At 36.4% G+C, this 5,511-nt stretch carries 7 protein-coding genes; 4 read left to right on the plus strand and 3 right to left on the minus strand.

What is annotated here, in order from left to right:
* Positions 1 to 1,014 precede the first annotated feature (1,014 nt).
* Positions 1,015 to 1,956, plus strand: a complete 942-nt coding sequence (gene repM, locus FTU13_RS17220) for a replication initiation protein RepM (protein ID WP_087554602.1) — start codon at positions 1,015 to 1,017, stop codon at positions 1,954 to 1,956.
* The gene (locus FTU13_RS17225) at positions 1,953 to 2,249 is read left to right on the plus strand and encodes a hypothetical protein (protein ID WP_180161145.1); all 297 of its coding nucleotides are present in this window, start codon (positions 1,953 to 1,955) and stop codon (positions 2,247 to 2,249) included. Before repM ends, FTU13_RS17225 begins: the two co-directional genes overlap by 4 nt.
* Here FTU13_RS17225 and FTU13_RS17230 read toward each other — a convergent pair.
* Complete coding sequence (locus FTU13_RS17230) at positions 2,246 to 2,557, minus strand: HU family DNA-binding protein (protein WP_159516832.1); 312 nt, start codon at positions 2,555 to 2,557, stop codon at positions 2,246 to 2,248. The two genes, FTU13_RS17225 and FTU13_RS17230, sit on opposite strands and share 4 nt — an antisense overlap.
* Positions 2,550 to 2,846 (minus strand): mobilization protein, encoded by a 297-nt coding sequence (locus FTU13_RS17235; protein WP_180161146.1) that lies wholly within the window; start codon positions 2,844 to 2,846, stop codon positions 2,550 to 2,552. Before FTU13_RS17235 ends, FTU13_RS17230 begins: the two co-directional genes overlap by 8 nt.
* 195 nt (positions 2,847 to 3,041) lie before the next feature.
* Here FTU13_RS17235 and mobQ point away from each other — a divergent pair, with 195 nt between their 5' ends.
* Both mobQ and FTU13_RS17245 read left to right on the plus strand, forming a co-directional pair.
* Complete coding sequence (mobQ, locus tag FTU13_RS17240; protein WP_180161147.1) at positions 3,042 to 4,013, plus strand: MobQ family relaxase; 972 nt, start codon at positions 3,042 to 3,044, stop codon at positions 4,011 to 4,013.
* Complete coding sequence (locus tag FTU13_RS17245; RefSeq protein WP_004870960.1) at positions 4,010 to 4,480, plus strand: hypothetical protein; 471 nt, start codon at positions 4,010 to 4,012, stop codon at positions 4,478 to 4,480. The genes mobQ and FTU13_RS17245 overlap by 4 nt, the downstream gene beginning before the upstream one ends.
* Before the next feature lie 344 nt (positions 4,481 to 4,824).
* Here the strand turns inward: FTU13_RS17245 and FTU13_RS17250 are convergent, their stop codons facing one another.
* On the minus strand, positions 4,825 to 5,295 hold the full coding sequence (locus tag FTU13_RS17250; RefSeq protein WP_180161148.1) for a prepilin-type N-terminal cleavage/methylation domain-containing protein: 471 nt from the start codon (positions 5,293 to 5,295) through the stop codon (positions 4,825 to 4,827).
* Positions 5,296 to 5,511: the final 216 nt, after the last annotated feature.

The following is a 5,511-nucleotide window of genomic DNA, read 5'->3' on the forward strand; positions in this document are numbered from 1 at the left end:
CTAAATCAAAAGCTTGAATTAAATTAAAATTTAATATATCAAAAAAAGTGACAAAAAAAGTCACAAAAAAACATTTAATGTCGATTTTTGCTTAAATAAATTAAAAGCTATTCCTTATTTTATACACTGAAAAAAAAAAGCTAGTTCAAAATGTGGAGTTGAACTAGCTTTTTTTCAGTTTAAGTAGTAAAAAAAGTTATGTCTATATTTTTTTACTATTTGCTTTATCTTTAGCTAAATAATAGCCAAAAAGATATTATTAAGTTTTCCTAAAATTAACATAATACACCTTATACGAAATGTGTTGTTCTAATTTTCCTTAGAAATCAATGCTGTAGTTTCTAGTTGATAGCTCATCTTCCCCAAGGTGGGCTTTTTTTATGACTTTTCACGTTCCACGCCTATTCTTTGAGCAATGTTTCACAACTTTGATTAGCTCCAGTGAATAATTAAATCCTAGATATTAAAAACCGAGCGAGTGTCTACGAGCGATTGAGCATCATAAAAATTTCACCCTTGCCTTTTCTCTGATTACAAGCTCCCTTTTGCTTCATAACGAAAGATACAGAGCATCCCGAATGGGTGCGAACTTTGGAGCTTTTGCTTTTCAAAAAGTATGAGCGAAGCGAATACATTACAAATGCTTTTGCTTTTAGATTTCACAAACAGGATTAACTAAAAACTGCCCCACGAAGCGAGGAACGAGCTTCAATAGAGTACGAGCTTTAGCGAGTACATAGGGCAGTTTTAATAGTTTTTCCCTTTTTAATAGTTTTAATAGTTTTAATAGTTTTAGACAGCATGAAAGCCTTATATAGCAATACTCTTCAGCCTCATACAACGACAGATTTACCCTTATACAACGACAGATTTACCCTTATACAACGACAGATTTACCCTTATACAACGACAGATTTACCCTATATAACGACAATAAAAAACAATGTTGTTTTTTTAATTAACGCTTTTATAATATAGTGTCGTTTTATTGCAGAAAAATAATCCTTAAACCAAATGAAAAATGATCTAGTTATAAAAAGTAATACTCTTGTTGAAGCTTGCTTTAATCTCAGTTTGACTGAATATCGAATACTACATGTAGCCTTCACTGAATTAGCTGAATATGAAAGTGATAAAGGCTTATTCCACACACGAGAATTTAGAGTATATGCAAAAGATTACTCCAAGCTATTTAATACTGATGAATCCGATGCTTATAAGGTATTAAGGGATGCAAGTGAGCGATTATTTAACCGTTACTTCACGTATGATCGGGTCTATCAAAAACCCGATTTTATAGAATGTGTTAAATCGAGATGGGTACAAAAAATTAGTTATGCAGATACGCAGGGATATATTAAATTTCAGTTAGCCGATGATGTTTTTAGCATGATTGGACAACTGAAAGATTGTTTCACACGATATAGATTATCTAAAACAGCCCAATTAACGAGCGTTTATGCTATTCGCCTTTATGAAATGATGATTCAATGGCAAAGCACGAAAGTTGTTCCAGTAATAGAATTAAATACGTTAAGAGAACGCCTTGCTATTGAGGAGCATGAATATCCTAGAGTCTATGATTTTAAGAATCGTGTCTTAGACCCTGCTATTAAACAAATTAATAAATATACAGATATCACAGTAAGTTACGAACAACACAAGCAAGGACGTATCATTTCTGGGTTTTCATTTAAGTTTAAGCAAAAAAAAGACGATAAACCTAAAATTAATACTAAGCGTGACCCTAACACCCCTGACTTTTTTATAAAAATGACCGATGCACAACGCCATTTATTTGCCAATAAAATGTCAGAAATGCCTGAAATGAGTAAGTATTCAAAAGGTACAGAAAGCTACCAACAATTTGCTATTCGTATCGCTGACATGCTTTTAGAGCCTGAAAAATTTAGAGAACTTTACCCATTTTTAGAGAAAGCAGGATTTAAATCATGATGCAACTGGAGAACCTAACAGCCAATTTTCAAGGCGTTCAAATTGAGTATACCGACATCGTTAATTATGAAATTGCGAGGGAAAATATATGCGGTTATATTTTCCTATTATCCCGAATATCCCAGAATGCAGAACCCACTGAAAAAATGCAGATGGAAAGCAAAATAGAGGACTTAATTTACTATCGGGATAATTTGCAGATCGAGGATAAAGTAAATATCCAAAAAGTCTTCAATGAGCTAATTCCAGAGTATAAAGCCGAACAAGAAAAGCAAAGAGCTAAGAAAAATTAGGCTTTCTTCTTAACTTTACTTTTTTGCTTTGGCTTAACAGTAAATTGCTCTCCCAAAGCCTTGCCTTGTTTAAAAGTGACAATTTCCTTAGCTTCAATTTTAAGTTTTTCGCCAGTTTTAGGATTGTGTCCCATTCTTTCGGCACGCTGTTTTACTTCAAAAGTCCCAAAATCAACTAATCGAACATTTTTATCTTCAACTAGGGCTTCTGTAATGACTTCAAGAACAGAATTAAGAACAACTCTTGCTTCGTCTTGATTAATATTTAATTTAGGCGCTAATTTGGCAATTAAATCGGCTTTATTCATAGTTAATTTCCTCAATATTTGGTAAGTCAAAAAGCTGTCTATCTCTATCTTCTGTTAAATACTCGTTGAGTTCAGCGAGTATTTTTTCCTTGTTTGCTTCGTTGCTTTGCATTTTTTTAATTAAATAAGAACCGAGCAGAATTTTACGTCTGGTATCATCCTTTCGTTCCTGTTCTTTTTTCTTGGTACGTTCTCTTGCTTCAATAGCCTGTTTCTGTGCTTTTAACTGTTTCAGCTTCTCTAACTGAGCTTCAATTTTCTTTTCAATATTTTCAGTTGATTTTGTCATAACGGTTAATTTCGGGATATAGAAAACCACTCAAGCATAAGGCTCTATGAACTAGAGTTCAAGCGAGCTATATGCTATCGTGTTTTTCATGAAATGCGCACTTACGACTTGAATTTCATTCAAGTCATCGTTGCGTAAGGGGAATCCCCTTAACCCCAAAAAATTGCTACGCAATTTAAAAAGGCGAAATAAAAAATGGCGATTTATCATTGCTCAACAAAAACAGTGAATCGAAGTTCGGGACGAACTGCGGTTGCATCGTCTGCCTACCGTTCAGGGGAAAAACTCAAAGATGAACGAACAGGACTAACCCACGACTTTACGAGAAAGGACGGTGTCGCCCATAGCGAAATTGTGTCTAACCTTGATATAGAAATAGACCGTAGCGAATTGTGGAACTTGGCGGAACAGTCCGAAAACCGCAAAGATGCTCGAACCGCTAGAGAATGGGTGATTGCCCTGCCTGATGAACTGGATGCAGATCAGCGCAAGGACTTGGCAAAAGAGTTTGCCCAATCGCTTGTTGATCGTTATGGCGTGATTGCAGATTTAGCCATTCACGAACCCAGCAAAGGCGGAAATGATAAAAACCATCACGCCCATATCATGCTGACCACCCGAAAAGCTGAATTAGACCCTGACAATAAACTCACTTTGACGACAAAAACCGATATTGAGTTAAGTAATGCCAAACGCAAAAGCCTAAATATGGGAACAACCCAAGACGACATCAAACAGATTCGGGAAACATGGGCGGACTTAGCCAATCACGCACTGGAACGAGCAGGCTACCGAGAAAAAATAGACCACCGCAGCTATGCCGATCAGAACAATGGACTACAAGCCACCATTCATGAGGGGACTTCGGTCACTCAACTCCGTAGACAAGGCATAGACACCGAAATCAGCCGTTATAACGACCATGTGAAGCAACACAACGCCCAACAGCTCAAACAACAGCAACAGCGCACAGACAGCGTTTTACAGCACGGTTTAAACCGTGCCGAGCAAGGCTTCGAGCAATGGCAGAAAAACCAAGAAGCTAAACGCCTAGAACAAGAACGCCAAGCCGAAATACAACGACAGCAAAAACTAGAGCAACAGCAAGCCGAGCGAGCCAACCGTAAAGCATCACAAGACTTAGATCAGGGCGGAATGTACCGATGAGCAACCAAAACGACCTAGATGACCAGCTCTATATTTTACTGGCATCTATGAAAGAGTATCGAGAAGCCATAGCAGACGATAACAAGCGATTAGAAGCGTTTTACAAGGAAGTGGCTAGCGGAGTACTCAATAAGACCGAAAAACACCTAAAAAACGCCAATCAGAAGCAAATAGACGCACTCAACAACAGTATTCGGGAATTAAACAATGCAACCAATCAACTTGACTGGCGATTCATGGCAATCTACGCCAGTGCTTTTGTTAGCTTGCTGATCGTTTTCTTTTTAGCATTATTTTTATATGTGCCGAGCATGGACGAAATCAAACAGCGTAGAGCAGATGTTGCATGGCTAGAACAAAAATACAGCCTAGATATTAAAAATTGCAATGGGAAGTCTTGCGTTCGCATCATGAAAAATGACTGTCACGGAGCGAATAAGGATTATTGTGTGATAGACCCGAAATGATGATTAAATGATACTTTTCTCTATTTTTATGATTACCAAACTAATAAGCACAGTCTCAAAGTATCTAGCAATAGTCATCCAAAGATTTCGGAATGGCTATCCAATTGATGTAGCCCTAAAACATCGTCACTAAAAAGCCTATAGATCAAGACTAAATCAGGCTCTTAGCTAGTTTGAAAGTGATGATTTCAAAATATCAATTAGCACGTTTGGAGTAATTATCGAGTACTGTTTTTCTTACGCTAGAGTGTAAGATATTTTTATCACAAACAATAATGTTATTTGTGACAAAAAAAGAGGCCGAAACCTCTTTTTTAATTCTTAGAGAATTAATTACCGTCTTTTTATGGTGCTACAAAAGATTTTGGAAGGTAAGCGTCATCAGTAGTAGTAGCGGTGCCAGATCTAACAATTGAACCATTGTTCAACATAGACGCTGCAATTATTGTTGTTGCGACTTTTGGTGAAACACCAGCACTTGCGGCTTTAAATGTGTAAGTCATGATACAGCCAGAAGCGGTAGTATCACCAGCGCCAGTAGCAGCATCGCCACTAATCACTAGATTACCATATTTTCCTGAAATGGTGTTGTTTGCAGCAATTGCATCTGCGTTTGCACCTGCTGCTGCACAAGAACCTGCTTGTAAGTTATCTTGAATTTTAACTTTAGCACCTGACATCAAAGCAAATGCTTCCGAAGCCTGTGAGCGTGCGATATAGTTTTGATATGATGGAATTGCAATAGCAGCCAAAATACCAATAATAGCAACAACGATCATAAGTTCGATCAATGTAAAACCTTTTTGAGCGTTCATAACACTCTCCCCATAGATATATTAAATTAAAGATACGGCTAAAATCTAATTCTTTTTTATACAAGAACTATGCCATTAAAAATATTATACTAAATCAAAAGCTTGAATTAAATTAAAATTTAATATATCAAAAAAAGTGACAAAAAAAGTCACAAAAAAACATTTAATGTCGATTTTTGCTTAAATAAATTAAAAGCTATTCCTTATTTTATACAC

The sequence above is a fragment of the Acinetobacter sp. YH12064 genome, from assembly GCF_013419735.1.
GTDB classification, from domain to species: Bacteria; Pseudomonadota; Gammaproteobacteria; order Pseudomonadales; family Moraxellaceae; genus Acinetobacter; species Acinetobacter amyesii.